The following is a 22,103-nucleotide window of genomic DNA, read 5'->3' on the forward strand; positions in this document are numbered from 1 at the left end:
CGTTATGGCCGCTTAGTATCAGTATAGGTTGTCCTTTATGAAAGGTCAGCATACCCACATAGACAATAAATATACAATTCTGGAGGGAGATGCTATACTGGTTGATACCTTTCTACGAAAAAATTTTTTTGATTTGGAGTGGCTCTCATGTTGTGGCGAAACCGAACTTTTGTCCTCTTAATGACGGGGGAGATCGTCGCAGGAGCAGGCATGTGGATTTCTATCATTGCCAATCTTCAGTTCATGCAAAGGCTGATCCCTTCCGAAACGGTTAAGGGACTGATTCTGATGAGCGGATTGGTTGTCAGCATTTTGCTTTCCCCCAAAGCTGGCGTCGTGATTGACATGTACGACAAAGGGAAAGTGATGATGCTCGCGAGCTTGGTACGCGTTTTAAGTCCAGTCTTCATGTTCCCTGCCATTGCGTACGATTCGATCCTCTGGATGATCGTCTCCCTCATTGTCATGCAATGCTCCGCAGCTTTTTACTTTCCGACCGTGCAAGCTTCACTGCCTGCAATCCTGTCCCAGGATGAGTTACTCAAAGCGAACAGCGCCTATCTGAATATTTCTACGTTATCCCGCATCGGCGGAACCGCGTTGGGTGGTGTTCTGGTAGCCTCGATGAATTTGCAAATGCTGTATGTTTGCTCGATTGTCGCTTACGCTGTCCTCGCTGTTGTCACCCTTTTCTTGCGCATTCCGCAAGTTACCTCCCGTACCATGAAAGAAAAAGTGGAGTTTCGTGAGGTACTGACGATTGCCAGAAAAGACCCTGCTTTATTAGTCGGATTAATCAACAATGGATTGATTACTCTGTTTTTAGGCGGTATCAATTTGATGATTCTAAAATTTAGCGAGATTCATCAGGAACCACAGCTTATGGGCTGGATCTACGCCGCGGAGGGCATAAGTATTCTCGCGGGAAGTCTGCTGGCGAAGCGCTGGATCGGCAAAAACAATCTGGTTGCTGCATCCACCTTGATGCTTGCTTTCTTTGCCCTTTCCCAGTATGGGATGTCTATCGCTGGAAACAAATTGATGGTACTTGGTTCATTTGCTGTCTTTGGATTTGTCGTGGCGTTCTTTTTCCCTGTAATCGCGACAATTTTTCAAAAGCGACTGCCTGCTCATCAACAAGGAAGATTCTTTTCGTTTAAAAGCATGTTAGATCGTTGCTTCTTCCTGGTTGCTTTGGGGATTACGGGTGGAGGACTGGACCTGATGGGGATTAGTGGCTATTTACTGTTCCTCGGCTCACTCACTTTGGTATTTGCACTTGTGACCTTCTTTTACAGCAAAAAGCATAAGCTCGATGTTAGAGCCAATGACGAGGCCGCCGCGTAAGCTATCGTTAATCATTGTCAAATGCTTTGCTGGTCCATGAATTTGGTGTAAACTAAGAGGGGCACTTCGAAAACTAATGGAGGGATTCTTCCATGCAAATACTTTCATCAACCGCTCTGGGAGTCTTGGTACCACTCCTGATGGCAACGGCGGTCATCTTCCTGCGAATGCGACGTCAGAAAAAGCCGGTATCAGCAAAAAGCATCATCCTGCCGCCTTTTTTTATGGCCACGGGATTTGCCATGTTCTTCTTGCCGGAAGCAGCCACACCGCCTATGTATGATGTTGGAGCTTTTTTGGTAGGCTTGGTGTTCTCGATTCCACTTATTCTGACATCACGTTTTGAAATCATTGGTCAGGATGTCTATCTCAAGCGATCCCGTGCTTTTTTCTTCATTTTGATGGGCTTGTTGGTGATTCGACTCATTATTAAATTACTCATCAACGATTCGTTTACACCGATTCAGACAGGTGGACTTTTCTTCTTGCTTGCATTTGGAATGCTGGTGCCATGGCGAATTGCTATGCTGTACATGTACCGTCAGCTCACCAAGAAAACATTTGGGGCTCAATAAACCAGCCCATTTTCATCCGAAAAAAACCACCCGCAGGTGGTTTTTTTACTTTGAAGACTTTACTCTTTCTCCGGACGCCAAGAAGAAAAATGCTTTTCGATGACACCGACTAAACCAGTCAGGATCACTCCAACTACCGTAATCACAAGAACACCTACAAACATGCGGTCCGTTTGCAGGTTCTGTCCTGCGTTTGTCAATTGAAAACCGATACCTGCAGTTGAGGCAAACAACTCGCCGACAACCACTCCAATCAACCCTTGTCCGATCCCAAGACGGATACCTGTAAGCATAAAGGGAACGGTTGAAGGGAGTGCTATCGTCTTGAAGATTTGCCACTCGCTGGCAGTAAATGCCCTCGCCGCTTTTATTAAATTTTGATCCAAGGTGTTCATCGCCTTTTGAGCATTCATGATGATGGGAAATAAAGCCATGAGAAACACTACAACCATTTTCGAGGCAGGTCCAATTCCAAAAGCAATAATAATGACTGGCATCAATGCGACACGGGGGGTCACATACATCGCAGAAATAAATGGATTCACCACATGGTAAAACGTCTTGTTCCACCCCGAAAATACGCCCAGCGGAATGCCGACTAGGATGGCTAAACCAAAACCAACGATGAACTCATAGCCGCTGACCCCCAGGTCCTTCCAAAAGTCTGATTCTTGCAGCATGACAACCGCTGCCTGAGCAATCGCTGTAGGAGAACTGATGAAAAGCGGATCGACGATCTCTTGACGAGCGATAAACTCCCACAAGACTAAAACCGCAACGATAGAAAGAGTACTTAAAAGGGTCCCTCTACTATCTTTGACAAGCTTGCGCCAGCGAAATGCGGTTTGGCTTTTTGTAACCTCTGAAAGCTGGTAGGCCGTGTTTTTTTCCATCCTGTAAGCTCCTTTCCCTTCGTGTTTTTAGTGATCAAATCCTTGCTTGCTGGACTCCGCTTCGATAATTGACCACACGTAGTCGACCAATTCCAAAAATACCGGGTTTCGTTTCACATTCAAGTCTCGCGGACGGGGAAGATCTACATTGATGACATCAACGACACGGCCTGGTCGCGCTCCGAAAATAAATACTCGGTCAGCCAAATAAATAGCCTCATCGATTTGGTGTGTAATAAATAGACTGGTTTTCTTCGTCTCACTCCAAATACGTAAGAGTTCTTTTTGCATAAACTCGCGTGTTTGAGCATCTAGTGCGGCAAATGGCTCATCCAAAAGGAGGATTTTCGGTTCGACAGCCAAGGCGCGCGCGAGATTTACCCGTTGTTGCATTCCGCCCGACAGTTCATGGGGATAATGATTTTCAAAACCTTTTAATCCAACCATGTTGATAAATTGCTGGGCTCGTTCTTTTGAATCCCCCGACAGTCTGTTATGGAGTTCCAAGCCATACAGAACGTTATTCATGACGTTTCTCCACGGCAAAAGGCTTGCTGACTGGAAAACCATGGAACGATCGCGGCCCGGGCCGTCCACTTTTTGACCATCAATGGCTAAGGTTCCCCGCGTCGCCTTCAACAGACCCGCAACGGTGTTTAGAAAAGTAGTTTTTCCACATCCGCTCGGGCCGACAATACAGATGAATTCCCCCTCTTGAATTTGCAGGTTTATATCACTGAGCGCCTTCGTTTCGACGCCGGTTTTCGAATTGGTATAGACGATATCCAGGTTTTGCGCGGAAAGCTTTGGTATGCTTGATCCAGCGTTGCGCAATTGTTGATCCTCTGCTTTGAGCATGTTCCCGTAAGTCCCCTTTGCAAAAATTTATTTTCCAAACGCTTCTTCGATATACTGATTGGTCCAGAATGTGCCGGGATTCGTGTCGGCTGCCGCTTCAATTCCGGTCAATTTGGAGTACTTGATTAATGGCGTTTGGGCATTATCCCACGCTTCTTTGGTCATTTCCCCATGTCCGACAAAGGTTTTTTCCAAAGAGCTTAAACCATTTTCAATAAGCGAAGTGCTCGTTCCGCTGAAATAGGCTTCGATCAGTTTAGCCGATTCCTTGGGATTTTCTCTTGTAAATTCAATTCCTTTTCCAACCGCTCTGACTGCCGCTACGACGAGATCGTGATTCTTATTCGCAAATTCTTTGGAGGTAAAGAGAACTTCCCAAATCATATTGGAATATTCCGGAATTTCAAAGGAACTGATCCACAATCGGCCTGCTTTTTTGTCAGCCGTCTCTAGAGCAAACGGCGCGCTGTTGATACCACCGTCAATTACGCCTTGCTTCATCGTCGCGATTTTTGGACCAAGACCGTTTACTTTCACCACTTTGATATCATCAGACTTTTGCCCGTAAAGCTCCATCGTATAGCGCAGGAATACGTCTCCCGAATCACCGATATTATTGGTTGCAAGTGTTGCCCCTCGTAGCATCTCTACCTTTTCTTTCGTAGACATCTGCTTCGCAGGATCTATCCCTTTTTTCTCGAGAAACTTGTCTGAGAGGACGATGTCGTAGGTTAAAGATGAGTTAAGCGACTGCACCACCATAGGTTCTTTCCCGGCGCTCAGTGTTTTTAAAGCAGCGTTTGGAGCCGCTACTCCAAATTGCGCCTGACCGGAAATGATAGTCGCCATTACCTGAGAACCGCCTCCGCCTGACGCGATTTTCACGTCAAGTCCCTCTTCTTTAAAAAATCCTTTTTCAATGGCGACATAAAGAGGTGCAAATGAGAGAACACGTACAGGTTCACTAATGGTAATTTCCGTTAGCTTGCCAGCCTCTTTCTTCTCTTGCTTCGGTTCACCTGATTGGCTTGGTGTGGTCGTCCCTGTAGTGCTCGTGTTTGTGTTACCGCATCCTGTAAAAATCAAAGAAATAACAAGAAGGAGAAAACCGATTAACCTGCTGTTTACTTTCATCACGTCATATAGCCCCCTTATGTATTCTGCTTCGGTCCCTTGCTTTATGAGTTCCAGTGCCACATCTCTTTTTTGTCCGCACCAACCCCTTTCTTTTGAATTTGAAGATAATCACTAGTTTTGTATTTAAAACATTGTTTTAATATTCTTATATTATAGATTGATTATATTTTTCAGTCAATTAAAATGATTTCTAATTCTTAATATTCTGGTTGTTGTTTGCCAAGAAAACCTCTCAGAATTGCCACTGAAAAACACAAAACCTCCGCCTGCGAAACAGCGGAGGTTCTTTCCTATTAGGACCTGAGATAAATACTTCCGAAGACAATGTCCAATCGCTCAATACCTTCACCGGCTAAGCGTACAAAAAAAGGCCTCTCGCCACGAGCAGCCAAAGCCTGCTGTGCGAGGCCTTGCTGGTTTGGCTGGCAGAGAACGATGTTGCCGCCGGGTACTATCAACGTTTGGCAGAGCGCTCCGAGCTGTTCATCGACAAACACGTCTGTACTCTGAAATCCGAACCAACGCAGCCAACTCGAAGCAGCTTCCTCCAAATCCGCAACCGCATACCCTGTCTGTTGCAAATTTTGGGCTCCATTCGGATGGGGTGCAATAATTTCCCGTTCTGTCAGATCCTGCTCCCGCTCCTCCTCGCTTTGTTGCCATTCAATAAAGAAAGGGGGGCGCAGCTTACTATTCGCGTCTTCAAAAAACAGCATCCTCCAGCTCAAGGTCGTACCATCATCTCGCTTGCGACTCCCAGCAACAGGATCGTGAACGACCAAATCATTCGTTCGAAGTCTCTGTACCCATTCATCCATCTGAGAAGTACGAAGGGCAATCTGTCCTAGCCCCTCCCCTAAATCACGATCCCGAACAAGCTGGCGAATCAATGGATTATCAGATTGTTTGGCGACTGTCTCGTCTTTTATCGCCAAAAACTCGATATAAGAAAGTCCAAAATAACTAAGGCTATTCCAAGTTCCCCAGGCCTCGTGGCGCCCACCTGCTACGGCATGAAATCCAGCTTGTCGGAACAGCTCAGTTGCTTTTGCAGGAGGACGATCTATGAAATGTACCAAATGGTCAAATGCTGCACGCATCGTTTTTCGCCTCTTTTCGTATCACATCTATGACATCTATGACATCTATGCCCGTTGTCACCCGGGCAAGAAAAACCCCTTGACACATGGTATAATGGTAAAACCTTCAAGTATCATCATGGATTTGTAAATAGGGGGAGCAATGAATCAGACGAGAGCCGATCGAGTAAAGACCCGTCGCAAAAGGAAAAGAAGCAGATGGATCCGGATGGGTCAAAACACGCTTGTTTTCAGTATGCTGGCTGTTATTGCAACGGGTATGTATATCGCCATGGATTCGTTCACCAAAAACGGAGGCAATTCAATCGACCCGCCTACCCAACCGGGGACGGATATGGCAACTGAGCCCAAAGAGCCAACTGTGAATCTCACCTTCGTCGGGGATATCATGATGTCCGGGAATGTGGAAAAAAGATTACTTGAGGAAGGCTACGACTTCCCTTTTACGCATGTGAAGTCGCTATTTTTGCAAGATGACTATACCATAGCCAATCTCGAGACGCCTATAACCGCTAAAGGCACTCCGTCGGACAATAAAGAATTTGTCTACAAATCTTCTCCAACCGCCGTTCCTGCTATGAAAAAGGCAGGTATCGACGCAGTCAATTTGGCAAACAATCACTCGATGGATCAAGGAGTGGATGGCTTGCTCGATACGATCGCGGCATTGGATGAAAATCAGATCGAGTACGTTGGTGCAGGTGCAGATGCCAAGCGCGCCTACGCCCCTGTCTATTTTGAGCGAAACGGCATTCGGATTGCTCTTTTCGGCTTTAGTCGCGTCATTCCCGAGGTAAGCTGGTACGCAGGAAAAGCACAACCTGGACTCGCTGCATCCTATGATCCCGCATTAGCCGTACAGGCCATCCATGATGCCAAAAAAGACGCAGACCTCGTCATCGTGATCGCACATTGGGGGAAGGAAAAAGTCGATTTTCCCGTGGATCATCAAAAGACGTTGGCTCACGCTTATATTGATGCTGGTGCTGATCTGATTGTCGGTGGACATCCTCACGTGCTCCAAGGATTTGAACGATACCAGGGTAAGTGGATCGCCTACAGCTTGGGTAATTTTATTTTTACACGTGCCGTCGAACCGAAAACATGGGACAGCATGGTCTTGCAAGCATCCTGTACAATAAAAGGCGACTGTGAGGTAACCATGCTGCCTTATTACGCCGAGCTGGGACAAGCCGTACCTATGAATGAAAGCGACGGAGCTGCTTTATTGAAACGGATCGAGTCGATATCAGAAAATGTGCGTCTTGACAGTGATGGCCGCGTGCAAGCGACCGATTGATTGAGCCATTCGTCTGCACCCATTTGTTGAAACTCTCGCTTGTTTGAATCGTACTAACAAGTAACGATATAACAATCAAGTAGAGGAGTGAGAGTGATGACAGGAGTCATTATTACAGTGGCAGCGATCGGAATCTTCATTCTCTCCGGATACTTCTTGACTAAATGGGAAAAGGCCGTCTTTCCAGGCAATCAATAAAACGGAAATGAGGCAGAGAACAAAGCAAAACTGAAAAAATAGGTGTAGGCAGAACTGGGGCAACCATTATGAAAAAGCTCTTGCTGCCTGTACCGCTTTTTTCCAGCCACCGTACAATCCGTCACGTTCCATCACAGACATCTGCCCTTCAAAGGAGCGCTCTACTCTCCAATTTTCGGCGATGTCCTGCTTGTTTTTCCAAAACCCAACTGCCAGTCCTGCGAGATACGCAGCCCCTAAGGCCGTGGTCTCATTCACTTCGGGCCGATCAACAGGAACACCCAGCAGATCGCTTTGGAACTGCATGAGAAAATTGTTCATCACAGCTCCGCCATCCACACGCAGTTTTTTCAGCATGAGACCAGAATCTGCTTCCATGGCAGTCAGAACGTCCTTCGTCTGATAGGCGAGTGATTCCAGTGTTGCACGAACGAAATGTTCCTTGCTCGTTCCGCGAGTGAGACCGAATACTGCGCCACGCACTTCACTGTCCCAGTAGGGGGTCCCCAGACCAACAAAGGCAGGTACTACGTAAACTCCTTGCGTAGACGTGACCCTGGTCGCATACTGTTCACTATCTGCTGCATTTTTCAGCATCCGCAGCCCATCACGCAACCACTGAATGGCAGATCCCGCGACAAAAATACTTCCTTCCAGCGCATACTCCACCTTGCCATCAATGCCCCATGCAATCGTCGTCAACAGACCATGGTCCGAGGAAACGGCATTTTCTCCGGTATTCATGAGCATAAAGCAGCCTGTTCCGTACGTATTTTTTGCCATCCCTTCCTCAAAGCATGCCTGCCCGAACAAAGCGGCCTGCTGGTCTCCCGCCGCCCCGGCAATCGGTATTTCTTCCCCGAAAAATAGGTTCCTGTCCGTATGGGCATAGACTTGTGAGCTGGGGCATACTTTTGGCAGCATGGCTTTTGGCACGTCTAGCCATGCAAGCAGTTCGTCATCCCATGCCAGCTCGTGGATGTTGTACATAAGGGTTCGGGAAGCATTCGTATAATCGGTCACATGCGCACGACCACCCGATAGCTTCCAAATCAGCCACGTATCAATCGTGCCAAACAGCAGTTCTCCATGCTCCGCCCGTTCCCTGGCCCCGGCGACGCGATCCAGAATCCATTTGACCTTGGTTCCCGAAAAATACGCATCAATCAACAAACCCGTCTTGGCACGGACTACATCATTTTTCCCCTGTTGTTTCAACTGTTCGCAAATCTGGGTGGTTTGACGTGACTGCCAGACGATGGCATTGTAGATCGGGACTCCGGTCTTTTTATCCCAGACCAATGTGGTTTCGCGCTGATTTGTAATCCCGACAGCAGCGACCTCACTCGCGGAAATGTTGTGGCTGGTCAGTACCTGTCCGATCACCGCCACCACTGACGACCAAATCTCGAGTCCATCGTGCTCTACCCAGCCCGGTTCCGGAAAAAGCTGAGTAAATTCCTTCTGTGCCACACCAGCGATCTTCCCTTCCTGATTGATCAGGATCGCCCGCGTGCTCGTCGTTCCCTGGTCAATGGCTAACACGTAGCGTTTCTCTCTGGATGTCATCCGCTTCGCCTCTCTTTCCCTGTCCTTTTCTGTCATGTGCAAGAAGGATATTTCTATTCCTACCTATATTTGAGAAAAAACAGATGATCCCTCTTTTTCAAGCAGACAGAATAAAAAGGCGAAAGCGATTTTCTTACTGAATCAGAAAGTATGAACCTCGCGAATCCGCTTACTGATTCAGCAAGAATAACCTTCCTCTAAAACGCGGTCGCTCCTCCTTGAGGAGGCCTCGATAGAGGTTTTCTTATGATTCAGCAGATTCCAAGATCGGAAAGCGGCGCACGGACAAGCCAAAGTCACTCGTCAGAAGCGCTTCGTGTTCTTCATTTAACCCACTTGTAATCAGTCCGGCGCGCAATACGCCACCCAAATCGAACTGGACCTTGAGTTTGCTGATGCTCACCCCAGCCGCTCGCAAAAAATGCAGGACGCGATCAGGTGTTGCGGATGGACATGATCCTTCCAAATAACACAGCGAACGCTGGCTCGCCTCTGGCTGCGCTGCCAAATGCGAAGCCGTATTTTCTCTCCAGACCGGATGAGGCGTGAATGGCTGGGTCAACAAATAAGCCAAATCCTCCACAACCGCGCTGGCTGTTGGAAGCTCTCCTGCCCCTCTACCTGTAAACAACAGATCTCCTACGATATTACCCGATAGCTGGACAGCATTGAAAGCGTCCTGGATTTGTGCCAATGGGTGACCAAGAGGCAGCATTGTAGGCTGAACGGAAAGACGAATGCCTTCATCGGTTTGATACGCTTGGGCGATCAGCTTAATCCGGTAGCCTAGCTCACTAGCAATACGGATATGTCCGGCTGAGAGATCTGAGATCCCTTTTCGCACCACATCTGCCAAAGGGAGAGATTCTCCATAGACCAGTTGTGCCAGGATATACAGTTTATACATCGCATCGAAGCCCTCTACATCAGAACGAGGGTCTGCTTCGGCATAACCCAGCTCCTGCGCCTGCTTCAGCACTTCTTGGTAGGAGAGCTGCTCGGCTTCCATCTTGGTCAAAATGAAGTTGGTCGTCCCGTTAAGAATTCCGCGTACACCGCTGATGTCATTGGTTCTAAGGAACTGACGGAGTACACTTAAAATGGGAATACCTCCCGCTACGCTTGCTTCATAGGCCAAGTGCACTTGGTGCTGGTTAGCCAGTTCAACCAACTCTGTTCCTCTTTTCGCCAGCAGTTCCTTGTTTGCCGTTACCACATGGCATCCTTTTTCAATCAACGCACGGACATAATCATAGGTAGGATCAACTCCCCCCATCACTTCCACTACAATATCTACATCGCTTTTTAATACGTCTTCAAAGTTTGTTGTCAATATGGATGGTTCTACGTGAACCGCGCGTTCTTTTTCAGAATCTCGTACCAACGCTTTTACGATTTCGATTCGTTTGCCCAAACGGAGTGACAGCTTCTCCTGCTGGGAGCGAATCGTTTTAATTACCCCTCCGCCTACTGTTCCCAATCCCAACAATCCCACTCTTACTACGCCTACGCTCATCCTGACCACCCCATACTCAAATTGAAAAACAAAAAAGCCATCTTCGCTAAGAAGAAGGCTTTGGGCATCGCTGCTCCCCTTCTCCTTATCTCCCAGGACGCTTTTGTCCTGCAGGAATTGGCACCTTGTCACATACTGCGTGACGGTTGCCGGGCTTCATCGGGCCAGTCCCTCCACCTCTCTGGATAAAGAAAAATATGAATTTTTGTACTTCGGAGAATTAGAAAACCTGGCTGCGCCATGCCTTTTGGCAGAGCCGCGGTTGCACTTATACTGGATAAGAATTTTATAAATTCTTATCTGTATTAAAAAAACCTTCTTCACTTAAGAAGAAGGTTCGCATTCACTTATACGAGACACCCGCTTCTTATCTGCCGAGATGCACGATCTCGCAGGAATTGGCACCTTGTCACATGTCGTGACGGTTGCCGGGCTTCATAGGGCCAGACCCTCCACCTCTCTGGATAAGAATAATGTATTCTGTTGAGCTTTATTCTAAGAAATTCCATACCATCCGTCAACAAAATTCTTTCTTTTCAATAAAGACATTTTGTTGAACGCAAGCAAACGCATGGTGATAAGAGAAAAGTGTCCGGTTTGCGGGGCGTGCGCGCAGATTTGGCCGGGAGTGCTCAGCATCTTTTCAAAAGAATGTTCTACTCGGAAAACAGGCATTCTACTTCCTCCTTGCTGCAGCATGCACAATACAGCTGATGCCCGTCACTCTCCTTTAGAAGGATCCTTTCTTCCACATACCCGCACCCTTGACAAATGAACAGCTCAAACATGGCTTGACCTCCCGATCCGTTCCGGCTTGTCTTGTCAGTATTTCCTTTTCAATTATTTCTAGCCCAACACAAAACAGGCACTTCTCACGATCGAATCGAACGTTAGAAATGCCTGTTTTTCACTTATGCAGCTGCGTTTCACTTTTCTGCGATTATTCTGCCCGACCATGGATGGTTTTGGGAGAAACGAACTGTTTTTCGTGTTCAAGCAGCCACTCTTTTCTCCATAACCCACCCGCGTAGCCGGTTAAACTGCCGTTCGCTCCCACAATTCGATGACAGGGAACTACGATACTCAAGCGGTTTTTCCCATTCGCATTCCCGACTGCCCGTACTGCCTTTTCATTGCCGATCGTTTTGGCGAGGAAGGAATACGAGGCTGTCTGTCCAAATGGTATCGTTGTTAGCGTATGCCAGACGGTCTTTTGAAAGCTCGTCCCAGCCATCGAAACGGGAAACGAGAATTCGCGCCGAGTTCCTTTAAAATAGTCATCGAGCTGCTGGTAACAATCCCAAAACACCTGCGGACAATTCGCCCTTTCTTCGGGAGCTTGCGGTAATGTATGCTCTGCAAACATGATGGAGCTGATCGCGTCATCAGTCCCGATGATTTCTAAGACTCCAATCGGAGAAGGGTACTCCAGCTTATGTAAAATCGTCATAAAGCGACCTCCATAAATAAAACGTAGCGTATGCTTCCCAGCCTTCCCATTTCACAGCCATTTGCCTGATTTGTGCCTGTGAGGGCTTCTCTTTTAATCCGAGCTGGATTTTTAGTGCGTTGTGTAATCCAACATCGGCAATGGGAAAAGCGGACTTTTGCTGCAAGCATTTCATCATGACGTAATCTGCCGTCCACGCCCCTACACCTCGAATGGCTGTCAGGGCTTGATGCATCTGCTGCGACTCCCGCATATCGAGCAGCTTTTCCTTCTTCAGCTCTCCTGTTGCCATGGCTTTGGCTACTCCAATGACATATTCTGCCTTTCGGGTCGTGAATTGGAGTTCTCGCAAATCGTCTACCTGCAAGGATGCCACGGTTTGAAAAGTTGGGTATAGCCAGTAGCGCTTGTCTGCAAAAGTCAGCTTCTCCCCAAACTGCTCCGTGAATCGCTTTTTCATGGTGTAAGCAAAGCTGAGAGTGATTTGTTGACCGATAATCGCCCAGGTCAAGGCCTCGAATAAATCAGGGATGCCAACAATCCGCAAACCTCTGTATCGCATCGCAAGTGGACGCAATACATCATCCTGCTCGGCTGTTTTATAAAAGCCTCGCAAATCACGATTCAAATCAAACAACTGGGCCAAATAGACCTTTATGTCCGTGAGCATGTCTGCTGTAGGCGTCCCAGCGAGACATTCAATCTGGAGCTGGTGACTCATTCTCCTATTTTCAGGCTGCCCACAACTGATCTTGAGCAATAAAACTTCCCCTCGTACTTTGAGTGCTTTATACAAGGAACCATTCTCAATACGATGCAATACCTCTTGATCAGATCTTCCCAAGAAGCGGAGGCACTCATCGAAAGAAAAACAGTCTGGTACTGCTATTTCCATCATTGCCACAGGATTCAGGCTGCTCACCTCCTACCTTGCCTTTTTTCGATATTCTCCCGGAGAGCACATCTTTCCTTTGCGAAATGCCTGATAGAAATGGGACGGACTCTGAAATCCCACCTCATAGCATATCTCCAAATTCGATAAGCTCGTGGTGCTAATCAGATGAGCTGCTTTATCCACACGAATTTTTTCCAAATAAGATCGCGGTGTTTCCGACGTATGCTGCTTAAACAATCGCTCCAGATAAAAGGCACTCATGCCAACATGCCTCGCAATGTCGTCGAGAACGACTTTTTGTTTGTATGAGTCAATCAGAAAAGTCTTCACACACTGGACTACACTCATCTGCGGAGTTTGATTGGAATTGGGCTGACACCTTTTACAGGCTCGAAATCCGGCCGCTTCTACCTCTTTTTTCTCCTGATAGAACAGGACGTTTTCTTTCTTTGGCTTTCGGGATCGACATGAAGGCCGACAGTAAATTTTGGTTGTTTTGACGGCGGTCAGGAATACGTCATCGTACGCACTGTCGCAGGCAAGAATGATCTCCCATTTTTCATCGAATGTCAGTTGTAGCTGCTCCATTCATTTTCCCTCCCGTCCTGTTTCGTCTCTCACTTTACCAAGGTTCAGACACGGTTTCATCTTCATTCTTGCTATTATGGTCTTCCAAGTTGAAAAAAGCCACCCTTGTCAAAAGGCAGCTTCCCAGCGATTCACAAAGATCAAATTATGATTGGGTCAACAAGTATTTCTCTTTCAATACATGGATATGGTGCTTTTCGTGACCCGTGAGCACATAGGCCACAGCTCTGGCAGACAGCTTGCTGTTGTTGAGGGTACCTGTGATTGAATAATAACTACTGCATTCATCCGGGGTAGGCCTTACGAGCATGTTGTCATCCTCCTTATTTTTGTACCACAGAATGAAAAATCGTTAATATTAGTTGAAAAGTTAGAATAATTCAATTATGATGGTGGAAGCTTGATAATAAAAAATATTTTATCGAAAGGTGCGCTTGTCATGAAAAAAGCACTCGTGCTTGGCGGTACACAATTTTTCGGAAAACGGCTGGTACAAAATTTACTTGATGCGGATTGGGACGTCACCATTGCGACACGCGGAAAAACACCTGACTCCTTTGGAAACAAGGTTCAACGACTTCAGCTCGACCGTTGTGACAAAGGAACTCTGGAAGCAGCCTTTTCTTCTGATGATACATACTGGGACTCTGTTTTTGACCAAACTTGTTATTCACCGATAGAAGTCAAAGATGTCATCGAAATACTAGCTGGGAAAATCGGACACTATGTATTCACCTCTACCATGGCTGTCTACGATTATGGAACCGATAAAAAGGAAAGTGATTACGACCCCTACTCTTATCCAGTCGAAATGCGCTCCCGAAAAGAGTACATCGGTATGGAAGGCTATCGCGAGGCCAAGAGGCAAGCAGAGGCCGTCTTGTTCCAAGCAGCCCCCTTCTCTGCTGCAGCCGTACGTTTTCCGCTCGTCATTGGACCAGATGATTACACCGGACGTTTCCAGTTTCACGTCGATCGGGTAAAAGCAGGGGAACCGATCGGCATCGCGAATCTTCAACATCGAATCGGTTTTATCACCTCAGAGGATGCTGGCCGCTTTTTACATTTTGCTGCTCGGGAAAAGCTGACAGGTCCATTTAATGCTGGATCGCCTGGCGATTTGTCTCTGCGGGAGCTGCTGGGCCGTATCGAGTCTGCTACCCGTACAGCTGCAAGTACTCCCATCGTTGAGCTTACCGATCCACAGTCACGCTCTCCGTACGATGTCGGGGGTTCTCTATCGATAGATGTTACGAAAGCTGCTTCTGCGGGTTTTGACTTCAAACCTATGAATGAAACCATAACTGAGTTGATTGATCTGTATATTCATCAAAACCAGTAAACCAAAAAATGAACCCCGCCTTCATTCAAGAGAAGCCGGGGTTTCCCTTTCATTTTACTGGCATGCTATAATCAAGAGAAGAGAATTTACCAAAAACTAGTTTGAATTTGTAGATGGATTGAATAATAAAGAGTGGGATGATATCATGATACAAATACCGTCTGGTCGGTACGCTCATTATTGGAGGCATGATTCTTTTGAAAAAAAAGATCCAGAACGATGAACTATTAAATGCCGTTTCACGAATTATCAACACCAAAGGCGTTTCGTACCTTACTTTAGAAAACGTTGCCAATGAAGCTGGCGTCAGCAAGGGTGGTCTGCTTCATTACTTTCCGAACAAAAAAGCTCTTATCGAAGGCGGCATTACTTCTGTCATCGAGAAATACACAGAAAATTTAGAGAAAAGTTCCTTGAAAGATTCTGATCCGGGGCATACCCTGCGCGCTTACATCGAGGTATCCATGAATGATCCTGATCAGTTGACCGCTGGCTTACTCGCAGCGATTGCGACTGATCCTGAGCTGCTGCGGCCCCTGCAAGACCACTACGCCGTATGGCAAAAACATGTCGAAGATGATGGGTTGGATCCCGTTTTCGCAACGATTATCAGGCTTGCCATTGATGGATTATGGTTCTGCGATATGTTTGGGTTGACCTCGCTAGAGCCTGAGCTGCGGGAAAAAGTATTAAGAGAGCTGGTTGCGCTGACGAGAAAAGAACAATTGTAAGCTACAAAAGAATATCACACCATAGACACGACGAAGGATAACCATCGAGATACATTTTTTGATGGCTATCCTTTGTTCATGCTTAGCTCAGGTTCATCTCAGGCTGGCTCGTCTCTCTCGATAAACTCGGGGAGTCTGGCTCTTTCTCTGATTGATCGAGCGCGAGTGTCGGTGCGGGTTTTTTGAAGCCATTCGTCAAAAAAAGGAGGTACACGAAACCACAGGAGACCCAAAGAACACCTAGAATCAGTGCGATTTTACTAATGTTAAACCACATGGCGGCAATAAACAGAATGCCGATACAAGGGAAAATAAAATGGAGAAGGATCTCTTTTCCTGTCTTCGTTTTGCTCCCGATGAAATAGTGCTTGATCACACAGAGGTTGACAAAGGTAAAGGCTGTATAGGCGCCAAAGCTAATGATGGAGGCAACCTGGTCTAGTGTCAGGAATACGGCATTCATGCCGAGCCCGCCAATCAGCAAGATGTTGTAGATCGGAATGCCGCTTTTCGGATGCAGATACCCAAAAATTCGTCTCGGGATGACGTTATCCCGTCCCATTGCAAAAAGCAAGCGTGAAATGCTCATCTGTGCAGAGATCCCGCCCACCAGACAGCTAGCAATCACTACTCCCAGAAATAAGGAGGAAAAGAAGATTCCTCCGATTTGTTGCGCGATTTCAAAAGCCGCTCCATCCGGACTTGTAAACACCGAGATATCGGGGAACGCTGACTGCATAAAATACGTAAGAATCACATACAAGACACCGATGAATAGCGCCAGCGTAATCATTACTTTGGGAATCGTTTTCGTCGGGTTATGTGTTTCTTCTGCCAGCGTACTGACAGCATCAAATCCGATGAAGGTATAAGCCAGGATCACTGCACCAGATAATAAGGTGGGCCAGGTCAAGCTGGGTGAATAAAAAGCTTGTAATGAAAAAAGATGTGTCGGGTCCTGCGTCAGTTGGTACTTGATCAACAGCGCGATAAAGATGGCAATCGTCACTAATTGTACGATGATCAATAGAGTCGTAAACGAGACTGCGACCTTTACGTTAAAAACATTGGCTATTGTCATAATCAGCATGATAGCAACTACCCACACCCACAAAGGGACTTCAGGAAATAACGGCTCCAAATAGATCGTGACAGACAACACATAGGTAAACGGCAGGAACAGGTAATCGAATAAGGTCGTCCATCCAACTAAAAAGCCGGTGTTGGAATGAAACGTCTGCTGTACATAGGTGTAAGCTGAACCCGCACGCGGAAAGACTTTGGACATCTTGGCGTAGCTTAGCACCGTAAAGAAAATAGCCATGGCCGCAAAAGCGTAGACTGCAGGTACATGTCCATTGGTTATGCCGGCTGCAATCCCGTAGACAAAGAAAGCAGAGGTTGGCACTAATAGCCCTATTCCCAAGATTAATACGCTAAAAAAGCCCAGCGACCTCTTGAGCCCGCCCGTTTCACTATTCATCGCACATCATCTCCTTTTGGTAAATCTTGTTAAATAGGGAGAATATTATACCAAGAGATAATATTCTGAATTAATAAGCCGTACGATACAAAAGTAAGCGATATCATTTTGAGGAACAGCAAAGGGGCGTACGCGAACTCTGAATGGATACTCTCTTTCAAATTCAAGAGTTGGATACTGCCCCTATGTATCAAGACTTACAAGTTAATTATCATTGGATTATTTTTTACCTTGATTATATTGTAGATAAACAACATGGGTTTGCAAGTACTCTTCTAAACCATGCTTTCCATCTGCTCCACCAATCCCGGATTTTTTCCATCCGGCGTGAAATCCTTGTATGGCTTCGAAATTTTCGCGATTGATATACGTTTCACCGAATTGCAGCTCGTTGGACGCGCGCATCGCTACATCTATATTTTGCGTATAGATCGAGGAAGTCAGGCCGTATTCACAATCATTGGCAAGCTCGATCGCTTCATCCAAATCAGAGAAGGTCGCAATCGGGAGAACGGGACCAAAAATCTCTTCCTTCATAATCTCCATCTCATTCGTTACGTTCACAAGCACGGTCGGTTCGTAGTAATAGCCGACCTCGCCCGCTCGCTTTCCGCCCGTCAGAAGCTTGGCACCGGCAGCAATAGCACCTTTGACATGATTATCTACGGATTCGAGGGAGCCTTTGTTCACCAGTGGTCCCATATCAATATCCTTATCAACCAATGGATTCCCAAATTTTGTTTGCTCCATTGCCTTGACAATCTTTTCAATGAATTCGTCTGCTACCCGTTCATGGACGTACACACGTTCCGCACAGTTGCATACTTGACCGGTGTTGATCACGCGGGATGCGACGATCGATTTGACAGCCAGATCGAGGTCCGCATCGTCCATGACGATAGCTGGTGCTTTGCCTCCAAGCTCAAGCGATACTTTCGTGATATTGTCTGCAGCCGCACGCATGACAGCCGCACCTGCACTGTAGCTGCCTGTCAAGCTGACCATTCCTACCTTTGGACTTGCAGAAAGCTCATTGCCCAGCGCCCTTCCGCTGCCAGTCACAATATTGATGACACCTTTTGGGAGGCCCGCTTTTTCCACAAGCTTGGCGAATTCGATGGCATTGTTCGGTGATTCATCGCTTGGCTTGAGAACGACCGTGTTTCCGGTAATCAACGCAGGAGCCGCCTTGCGTGCAATGAGGAAGAACGGGAAGTTCCATGGCAGGATGCCCGCAATGACACCAATCGGCTGCTTGAAGACGAAAATATTTTCGTTTCGGCGGTCACTTTGAATAATTTCACCCTCGTATCTTCTTGCCCACTCTGCCATATAATCGATGTAATCTGCTGTAAAATGGACTTCTACTTCTGCAAGTGCGAGTGTTTTTCCCATTTCCTCGGAGATGGTACGCGCCAAGTTACCCACGTTGTCGCGAATCTCTTTGGAGATCACCCGCAGGTAGGCTGCCCGCTCGATCGGGGCAAGCCTCGACCAGCTTTTTTGCGCACGCTCTGCTGCCTCGATCGCCCGGCGGACATCTTCTACGGTTCCTTTGGGAACCTCTGAGATGACTTCCTCTGTTGCCGGATTGATCACTTGGGTCGTCTCTTGTGAGCTGGAATCCACGAATTCTCCATCAATGAACATTTGATACTTCTTCGTTGCGATTTGCATGCAGCATGCCCCTCTCGTCATTGGTCAAAAAAATGATTTGATAATTCAGTCATATGTTAACGAGCGTCTAACGCCTGTAACACCAAGCCTTGGAAGTGATGGAGCGCGTGCTCACTGATGTCGCCGGTTCTTTCCTCGTCCACGATCAAGCGGCCGCCTGCATATCCTTTTGATTTCAGCCCCTTGTGTACAGCTTCACAGATCGAAATATCTTCTGGATTCAACACGTTTTTCATGTAGTTAATACCTGACCAGCCCTCTTCCGTCGGCTCTTTGTCCAGGAAATAGAAGTCAAAATACTCGATCGTTGTGTCTGGGCCTGTCGGCATGATATGGAAGATTTGCAAGGCAGTTTCACCTGGATTCGCATTGAACATCGTCATCGGCCAGAGCCAGTAAGCAATAAAATTTTGATTGCCGCCGTTCGGATCAATCTTATAAGCCACTTTCCCGTCCGGATTCCCCATCGGTGCCGTATGAGACGAATAGTAGTCGTAAATATAGGACTTGTAGTTCTTCAGATCAATCAAGTCACATAAGGCTGGGTGAGTATGACTGCAATGGTTGCACTCCAGGAAGTTATCTACGACTACCTTCCAGTTGGCTTTTACTTCAAATTTCAACCTGTGTGAAAACGTCAGTTTATCAAGCTCAGGGATGTAGCGCTTCAGATCTTGTTCTAGTCCGTTGTACATCACATGCGCAGGCTTTGCATTCAGATCCAGATTGAAAAAGATCAAATTCGCGTATTCTTCTACCCGAACAGGAGTCAAGCAGTGCTCCTTATTGTCAAAATCCTTTACTTTGTCAGCGCCGCGCCCTTTGATCAGCTCCCCACTCATTTGGAAAGTCCAGGCGTGATACGGACAGACAATCGTCGCTTTTTTCCCCTCGCCCTCCAGCAGTTGATGACCGCGATGAGGACAAACATTATAGAACGCTTTCAATTGGTTGTCTTTGGTTCTCGTAATCAGAACTTCCTGATCGAGGATCGCGTACGTAAAGTAAGACCCTGGCTCTCTCAGCTTTTCCGCGTGACAGGCAAAAATCCAGTTTTTGAAGAAGATTGCTTCCCGCTCTATTTCAAAAATTTTAGGGTCCGTGTAATACGGTGCCGTCAATGCGTACGATTTCTCCGGGTCTAAATGATACTTATGTGGGAATTGTGCAGTTGTGTTTACCATGCTTTTGACCTCCTGATCATTTGATAAATCCAAACCATCCAGACGGTTTATGTTATTAACATACCATCCAGACGGTTTTTATGCAACAATTTTAATTTAATAAATTTTCAGAAATTCATACTTGTACTGTGCGCTGGCTGTAGTCTTGACTCCGGGTCCATGTACGCCTTGGCATTGTTTACAGCGGTCGGCCCTTCGCCAAATCCTGATGCAATCAGCTTGACTTTGCCAGGATAGGTCGCAATATCTCCCGCTGCATAAATTCCCGAAATGTTCGTCTCCCCTCTGGAATTAATCACAATGCTCCCTTTTTCCACCTGCAGTCCCCATTCCTTGATCGGGCCAATGGACGAAACGAATCCATAGCTAACGATCATCTCATCCACTTCCAGTACTTCTTCTTCCTCTAAGACTTGGTGGATCAAACGGACCAACTCCACCCGCTCCAGACCTTCCAGTGCAGAAATTTCAACAGAGGTTTTGACCACGACAGTCGATTTTTCTAGCAGACTGATGCTGTGCTCGTGAGCCCGAAACTTATCTCTCCGATGCACGAGGACGACCTTTTTGGCTATCGGCTCCAGCATGAGCGCCCAGTCTAGCGCAGAATCTCCTCCACCTGCTACAAGAACTGTTTTGCCCGCGAACCGTTTCATATCTCGGGCAAAGTAATGCAGGTTAGACCGCTCAAAGTCCCTGGCATTCACGTGCTCCAGTCTTCGCGGTTGGAAAGCGCCTGCACCAGCAGTAATAATCACGGTTTTGGAAAAATGGACGGCCTTGTCTGTGGTCAATTCAAAGATTTCTTCTTGATTTTTGCAGACATCAAGCACTTTTTCCTCCAGACAGATCGTTGGATCAAAATGAAAGGCTTGTTTCTTCAACCGATCAACCAGCTCTTGTGCACGTATTTTTGGGAAGCCAGCTACATCGTAAATAAACTTTTCGGGGTACAGTGCTGATAATTGTCCGCCAAGCTGCGGCATGCTTTCGATAATCTTTACACTGCACTGTCTCATTCCGCCATAAAATGCTGTGAACAGGCCTACCGGTCCACCACCTATAATCGTGATGTCATACACTTGTTGGTCTTCTTTCATCGCTTCCTCCCCTTTTCTTCGTTGATGATTGGACACATGTCATTCAAAAATAAAATACCGTCCGGACGGTTTAAATATGATACTACCATTTCCACTCTATTTATTCAATCATCAGAATTCTTAGGTTAACTATTACAAAAAAAAGAAAGGGATGTTTTCCCTTTCTTTACCAGACTTCCTTTTTCATTTATGGATATTATCGGTGATTGCTTATTTTGCCTAGCATGCTCGGCCTTTTGTCCAGCAACTGCTTCAAGCTGTTTAGGTTGATCAGAATGATTCCGCTAATAATCGTGATTCCCCCTACCAACGATAATAAGGACAGAGGCTCATTGTACAAAATGACTCCCAGGGTAAGAGCTATCAATGGCGAGATATAGAGCCACGTGGATGGAAAAACAGGATTCGTTTTGGCCACGAGCCAATAGAAGATCGTATGTCCCATCATGGAACCTACAAAGATCAAGTACAGGAGCGAAATAACCGCCTGAGGGGTGAACATAGATTGAACGTGCACTTGTTCCGTAAAGAACGACAATACGAGTAGCATGGCTCCCCCGTACATCATCTGAGCTGCGTTCAAAGCAATTGGAGAGACGTCTTGAAATCGTTGGATCACACGGCGGGAGTAGACAGCGCCACCAGAATAAAAGACCTGGCCTACCAAGACCGCGATGCATCCAATTAGCCAACTCGTGCTGAAGGTGAAGGAAACTCCGGGTAAAATCAACAAGATGACACCTGCAAACCCTACGAGGCACCCTGCCCAGGAAGCGGCCGAGAGCTTTTGCCGGGAAAGGGTGGTCTGAAGCAGCATCACCATGAGCGGTGCCGTTGCCGATAAGACCGCTGCAATTCCGGAACTCAAATACTGCTCTGCCCAATACAGAGTTGCAAACGTCCCGAAGGTTAGTCCAATTCCAGTAAGAAACATCTCCTTGCAGAAAAGTAACGATACACGAGTTTTTCCTCTCCACACCATAAAAGAGAATAAGATGGTGCCCGCAAGGAAAAAGCGAATACCTCCTGAAAAAAAGGGAGGTGCTCCCGCATCAATCCCTACTTTGATCGCTAGAAAAGTCGTCCCGAAAATCAGGCACATCACGATATAATTTATTAGTACCATTGCTACTCCTCCTTTTCCTCATCATAAGGGGGAG

The 22,103-nt window shown here is 46.8% G+C and carries 20 protein-coding genes and 2 riboswitches; of the genes, 5 read left to right on the forward strand and 15 right to left on the reverse strand.

The window, feature by feature from the left end:
* Nucleotides 1-147 precede the first annotated feature (147 nt).
* Together ACIFQN_RS19845 and ACIFQN_RS19850 are read left to right on the forward strand one after the other, a co-directional pair.
* Entirely contained in the window at nucleotides 148-1,347 is a 1,200-nt protein-coding gene (locus tag ACIFQN_RS19845; RefSeq protein WP_429834741.1) for an MFS transporter, read from the forward strand.
* 92 nt (nucleotides 1,348-1,439) lie between these two features.
* Nucleotides 1,440-1,922, forward strand: coding sequence for a CcdC family protein (locus tag ACIFQN_RS19850; protein WP_429834742.1), 483 nt, complete (start codon nucleotides 1,440-1,442; stop codon nucleotides 1,920-1,922).
* A gap of 59 nt (nucleotides 1,923-1,981) precedes the next feature.
* Here the strand turns inward: ACIFQN_RS19850 and ACIFQN_RS19855 are convergent, their stop codons facing one another.
* The 4 genes from ACIFQN_RS19855 to ACIFQN_RS19870 form a co-directional block, all read right to left on the reverse strand.
* On the reverse strand, nucleotides 1,982-2,815 hold the full coding sequence (locus ACIFQN_RS19855; RefSeq protein ID WP_429834743.1) for an ABC transporter permease: 834 nt from the start codon (nucleotides 2,813-2,815) through the stop codon (nucleotides 1,982-1,984).
* A gap of 27 nt (nucleotides 2,816-2,842) precedes the next feature.
* On the reverse strand, nucleotides 2,843-3,673 hold the full coding sequence (locus ACIFQN_RS19860; protein ID WP_429834744.1) for an ABC transporter ATP-binding protein: 831 nt from the start codon (nucleotides 3,671-3,673) through the stop codon (nucleotides 2,843-2,845).
* Nucleotides 3,674-3,700: 27 nt separating this feature from the next.
* Nucleotides 3,701-4,807: an ABC transporter substrate-binding protein gene (locus tag ACIFQN_RS19865; RefSeq protein WP_429834923.1), complete on the reverse strand. Its 1,107-nt coding sequence runs from the start codon at nucleotides 4,805-4,807 to the stop codon at nucleotides 3,701-3,703.
* A gap of 296 nt (nucleotides 4,808-5,103) precedes the next feature.
* The gene (locus tag ACIFQN_RS19870; RefSeq protein ID WP_429834745.1) at nucleotides 5,104-5,910 is read right to left on the reverse strand and encodes a VOC family protein; all 807 of its coding nucleotides are present in this window, start codon (nucleotides 5,908-5,910) and stop codon (nucleotides 5,104-5,106) included.
* Nucleotides 5,911-6,052: 142 nt separating this feature from the next.
* On the opposite strand from ACIFQN_RS19870, the gene ACIFQN_RS19875 reads away from it, so the two are divergent.
* On the forward strand, nucleotides 6,053-7,210 hold the full coding sequence (locus tag ACIFQN_RS19875; protein WP_429834746.1) for a CapA family protein: 1,158 nt from the start codon (nucleotides 6,053-6,055) through the stop codon (nucleotides 7,208-7,210).
* Between the two features lie 264 nt (nucleotides 7,211-7,474).
* Here ACIFQN_RS19875 and glpK read toward each other — a convergent pair whose 3' ends face one another.
* The 6 genes from glpK to ACIFQN_RS19905 form a co-directional block, all read right to left on the reverse strand.
* Entirely contained in the window at nucleotides 7,475-8,977 is a 1,503-nt protein-coding gene (gene glpK / locus ACIFQN_RS19880; RefSeq protein WP_429834747.1) for a glycerol kinase GlpK, read from the reverse strand.
* 244 nt (nucleotides 8,978-9,221) lie between these two features.
* Nucleotides 9,222-10,493 (reverse strand): homoserine dehydrogenase, encoded by a 1,272-nt coding sequence (locus ACIFQN_RS19885; RefSeq protein WP_429834748.1) that lies wholly within the window; start codon nucleotides 10,491-10,493, stop codon nucleotides 9,222-9,224.
* 82 nt (nucleotides 10,494-10,575) lie between these two features.
* Nucleotides 10,576-10,685, reverse strand: a riboswitch (SAM riboswitch).
* A 172-nt stretch (nucleotides 10,686-10,857) separates the two neighbouring features.
* Nucleotides 10,858-10,964: riboswitch (SAM riboswitch) on the reverse strand.
* Between the two features lie 469 nt (nucleotides 10,965-11,433).
* Nucleotides 11,434-11,943 (reverse strand): methylated-DNA--[protein]-cysteine S-methyltransferase, encoded by a 510-nt coding sequence (locus tag ACIFQN_RS19890; protein ID WP_429834749.1) that lies wholly within the window; start codon nucleotides 11,941-11,943, stop codon nucleotides 11,434-11,436.
* Nucleotides 11,927-12,841 carry a DNA-3-methyladenine glycosylase family protein gene (locus ACIFQN_RS19895; protein WP_429834924.1) on the reverse strand — a complete coding sequence of 305 codons (915 nt, stop codon included), beginning with the start codon at nucleotides 12,839-12,841 and terminating at the stop codon, nucleotides 11,927-11,929. The genes ACIFQN_RS19890 and ACIFQN_RS19895 overlap by 17 nt, the downstream gene beginning before the upstream one ends.
* 27 nt (nucleotides 12,842-12,868) lie before the next feature.
* Nucleotides 12,869-13,426, reverse strand: coding sequence for a bifunctional transcriptional activator/DNA repair enzyme AdaA (locus ACIFQN_RS19900; RefSeq protein ID WP_429834750.1), 558 nt, complete (start codon nucleotides 13,424-13,426; stop codon nucleotides 12,869-12,871).
* Nucleotides 13,427-13,571: 145 nt separating this feature from the next.
* A complete protein-coding gene (locus ACIFQN_RS19905; RefSeq protein ID WP_429834751.1) occupies nucleotides 13,572-13,736 on the reverse strand; it encodes a hypothetical protein in 165 nt (54 codons plus the stop codon).
* A gap of 129 nt (nucleotides 13,737-13,865) precedes the next feature.
* Between ACIFQN_RS19905 and ACIFQN_RS19910 the strand changes: the two genes are divergently transcribed.
* Nucleotides 13,866-14,768, forward strand: a complete 903-nt coding sequence (locus ACIFQN_RS19910) for an NAD-dependent epimerase/dehydratase family protein (protein WP_429834752.1) — start codon at nucleotides 13,866-13,868, stop codon at nucleotides 14,766-14,768.
* Nucleotides 14,769-14,965: 197 nt separating this feature from the next.
* Nucleotides 14,966-15,499, forward strand: a complete 534-nt coding sequence (locus ACIFQN_RS19915; protein WP_429834753.1) for a TetR/AcrR family transcriptional regulator — start codon at nucleotides 14,966-14,968, stop codon at nucleotides 15,497-15,499.
* Nucleotides 15,500-15,581: 82 nt separating this feature from the next.
* Here the strand turns inward: ACIFQN_RS19915 and ACIFQN_RS19920 are convergent, their stop codons facing one another.
* The 5 genes from ACIFQN_RS19920 to ACIFQN_RS19940 form a co-directional block, all read right to left on the reverse strand.
* Nucleotides 15,582-16,982, reverse strand: coding sequence for an APC family permease (locus ACIFQN_RS19920; RefSeq protein ID WP_429834754.1), 1,401 nt, complete (start codon nucleotides 16,980-16,982; stop codon nucleotides 15,582-15,584).
* Between the two features lie 219 nt (nucleotides 16,983-17,201).
* Nucleotides 17,202-18,659, reverse strand: coding sequence for an aldehyde dehydrogenase (gene aldA / locus ACIFQN_RS19925; RefSeq protein ID WP_429834755.1), 1,458 nt, complete (start codon nucleotides 18,657-18,659; stop codon nucleotides 17,202-17,204).
* Between the two features lie 56 nt (nucleotides 18,660-18,715).
* Nucleotides 18,716-19,843 carry an aromatic ring-hydroxylating oxygenase subunit alpha gene (locus ACIFQN_RS19930; protein ID WP_429834756.1) on the reverse strand — a complete coding sequence of 376 codons (1,128 nt, stop codon included), beginning with the start codon at nucleotides 19,841-19,843 and terminating at the stop codon, nucleotides 18,716-18,718.
* Nucleotides 19,844-19,950: 107 nt separating this feature from the next.
* Nucleotides 19,951-20,943, reverse strand: a complete 993-nt coding sequence (locus tag ACIFQN_RS19935; RefSeq protein ID WP_429834757.1) for an NAD(P)/FAD-dependent oxidoreductase — start codon at nucleotides 20,941-20,943, stop codon at nucleotides 19,951-19,953.
* A 196-nt stretch (nucleotides 20,944-21,139) separates the two neighbouring features.
* Complete coding sequence (locus ACIFQN_RS19940) at nucleotides 21,140-22,069, reverse strand: DMT family transporter (RefSeq protein WP_429834758.1); 930 nt, start codon at nucleotides 22,067-22,069, stop codon at nucleotides 21,140-21,142.
* Nucleotides 22,070-22,103: the final 34 nt, after the last annotated feature.

It is taken from the genome of Brevibacillus sp. NRS-1366, from assembly GCF_050467985.1.